A 3,129-nucleotide genomic window follows, 5' to 3' on the forward strand; every position below is an offset into this window, starting at 1 on the left:
CCGCTGTCCTGCATCTCCACCCCGGCAATCATCCGCAGCGTGGTGGATTTGCCGCAGCCCGACGGCCCCAGCAGGCAGGTCACCTGCCCCGCCTGGATCTGCAACGAGACATCGTCCACCACCGCACGCCCCTCAAAGAAGCGCTTGATGTTGCGGATCTCCAGACGCGGCGGCGTTTGCGTGCTGATCAGGTCGGCGGGGGCAGTGTTCATGGGGCCTCGGGGCTGTTTTCCGCGCGATACGCTGGGGTCACGCCGGGATAGCAACCCTGTCGCAGGGCCGCAAGCCGCTCTAGCAGCAGTCCGGTGCGGCACCGTCCTGTTCCAGCCCGTTGAAGGGTGAATTGCCGCCGCAGCCCGCAAATATCCCGTAGTGGGTATCAAACGAGCCGATAAACTCGAAATGCTCTGCAAGGCGGCTGTCCTGCAGCATCATCCAGGTGTTGCCGCAGACCGGGGCCACCTTGCCCGCCTCGATCACATGATGATCATCCAGCGCAAACACATGCGGCGCGTGTTCGATGGTGCCCTTGTAGATCACCGCCTGACCGTAATCTTCGCAGGCAGGCTCCAATGCTGCCAGCTTGAACAGCCGGTAGGTGGCCGACAGGAACTTCAGCGGTTGCACCCGTTTCTCCAGCACCGGGTTCTCGACCGTCAGCATCCGCGCGGTCACCATCCGCGGATCCCTGAAACCCGATGCCTTAGCGATCGACAGAAAGTCGTTCCAATAAAGCGCCCCGGACAGGCATTCCCCGTACAGCACCTCGTCCTCGGCCAGTGCCTGCGGCACCCGGCGGTCGGCGTAGACATCCGAGAAATACATCTCGCCGCCCTCTTTCAGCAGATGATGCGCACCGCGCAGCACCGCGCCCTTGTCGGTGGCCAGGTTGATCACGCAGTTGGAGACGATGATGTCAAACGAGCCCGGCTCCAGGCCCAGCTCCTTCAGCTGTTCGATGTAACCGTGATGAAATTCGACGTTGGACTTGGCATAGCCAAAGGCCTCGGCGTGGTAATCCTGATGGCGCCGCGCCACCTCCAGCTGCGCCGCGGTCATGTCGATGCCCACCACCTTGCCGGTCTCGCCCACCAGTGCGGACAAAGCATAGACATCGCGGCCCGCGCCGCAGCCGAGGTCAAGGATCCTTGCGCCCTCCAGCGCCTCTGGCGCGATCAGACCGCAGCCGTAATAGCGGGTCAGCACTTCGTCGTGGATCTTCGACAGCACCGCCTTCACATGGTCCGGCATGGCATCCGGCGTGCAGCAGGCGTTGGTCTGCAAGTCCTCGCTGCCCTGCAGCACCTCGCCATAATAATTCTGCACGTTTTCATGTTTCATGGGAGCGCCTTTTCTGATGGTTCCACACCATTGGGATAGCGGCCCCTAGGCACCCGGGCAATCGGGCCGGCGGGAGGTCTGACGCAACTGTGAAGGAGCGTGCGATACTGAGTTCTGAGGGCGGTGCCCGTCCGCGGGCGCAAGCGAAGCCCCCGCCCGTCGTGCTGAAAGCACGCCTCCGGCATGACGGGGGCGGAAGAGCGCTGCCCGGCGGTGCCGCCGGGCGGATTGAGAATTATCTACCCTTCCGGCAGCAGCTCAAACGCCGCCTTGGCCCTCACCTTGCCATTCACCATCAGCTCGATCCGGTGCGGCCCGGGCACCAGCTTGAAGGTTGTCGCATCACCCTTCAGCTTGTGCTTCTTGCCCAGCTTCAGCGTGCCGCCGGTGATCCTCGCCTGCTTCAGCTTGAACACCTTGGCCGAGGCCTTGCCGCCAGGGCGCTGGAAATGCAGGATATAGTCAACCAGCACCGGCGCGCCCGCCGCACCTTCCAGCCGGCAGGAGAAATCCAAGGCCTCACCGATGCGCACCGTCTCCGGCGCCTGGATCAACGCCTTCAATGACAGATCCGGATCAAATCCTAGCATCGCCATCGCCCGCGGATGGCCAGCCTTGACCAACCCGCGCAAGGCATGGGAGGTCATCCAGTCCAGTTCCTTGCGGTCCTGCACCCCAGCTTTGTGCCAGCCCTCTAAGCGGTCCATCACCAGATCCGGGTCCTTTTTGGCGATGTCGTTCAAATGATTGGCTACCGAGCGGGTGACATAGCGGGTGCCGTCCCGGTGCAGCTGGTCCAAGAGCGGCAGCGGCTCCGCCAATTGCAGCCCGACCGCCTCGCCCCAGGGCAGCCGCGGCCGGCTGCCTTCGCTGACCAGCCGCCGCACGTGGTAGCTGGAGTGCCCGGCCCAGTCCTGCATCCGCGCCAGCACTTCGGCGGGCCAGCGGTTCAGAAAGGGGCGGACCGCCCATTCCATCGAAAACCGTTGGGTGATCTCCTCCAGCAGGTCCAGCGACAGGCCGCAGTGCGCCTCCACACCTCGCGTAGCGACATACTCCCCCAAGGGGGCAAAGATGAAATCACCGAAATCATCATCCGTCTTGTCCGGGTCCAAGGGCGGCGGCAGCGCCCTGAGCAGGACCGGCGCGGCCTTTGGCAAAGCCTCCGGCAGGTGATCCGCCAGCACATCGGCAATCAGCGTGATCCGCTGCTTCAGCTCCAGCGCCGGCAGCTCCGCCATGACCTGTGCTTCGAATGCATCGGCGTCAAACCCAGGCTCAGCCGCGGCAAAAAGGCCCGCCAGGTAGCGGACCTTGTCGCGGTTGAACAGCTGGTCCTTCAGGGAAAACCCGCTGGCCATGCTGCGCTCCTTACATCGTGGTATTGGTGGCGCCGCCGTCCAGCAGGATGTTCTGCCCGACCATGAAGCCCGCGTGCTGCGAGCACATGAAGGCACAGGTGGCGCCGAACTCAGCCCGCGTGCCATAGCGGCCCGCCGGAATGGTGGCACAGCGCTGCGCCTTGGCTTCCTCGGGCGTGATCCCCTGCGCCTTGGCGGCACCGCCATCCAGCGACACCGCACGGTCGGTGGCATGAATGCCCGGTTGCAGGTTGTTGATGATGACCCCCTTGCCGGCCACTTGACGCGCGGTGCCCGCGACATAACCGGTCAGGCCCGCGCGCGCTGCGTTCGACAGCCCCAGCACCGGGATCGGCGATTTGACCGACACCGAAGTGATATTGACAACCCGACCCCAGCCGCAGTCGATCATGCCCGGCACCAGCGC

Annotated in this window: 4 protein-coding genes; all 4 read right to left on the bottom strand. The window is 64.3% G+C overall.

The genetic code is table 11. From position 1 onward, the window contains the following. On the bottom strand, positions 1-212 hold a 212-nt coding region (locus tag A2I95_RS28855), incomplete at its 3' end, for an ATP-binding cassette domain-containing protein (RefSeq protein ID WP_291735419.1). Between the two features lie 79 nt (positions 213-291). After that, positions 292-1,341 (bottom strand): methyltransferase domain-containing protein, encoded by a 1,050-nt coding sequence (locus A2I95_RS28860; protein ID WP_291735420.1) that lies wholly within the window; start codon positions 1,339-1,341, stop codon positions 292-294. Between the two features lie 239 nt (positions 1,342-1,580). Then, positions 1,581-2,702: a hypothetical protein gene (locus A2I95_RS28865; protein WP_027258443.1), complete on the bottom strand. Its 1,122-nt coding sequence runs from the start codon at positions 2,700-2,702 to the stop codon at positions 1,581-1,583. 10 nt (positions 2,703-2,712) lie between these two features. Then, on the bottom strand, positions 2,713-3,129 hold a 417-nt coding region (locus A2I95_RS28870), incomplete at its 5' end, for an SDR family oxidoreductase (protein WP_291735422.1).

The sequence above is a fragment of the Leisingera sp. F5 genome (assembly GCF_001593695.1).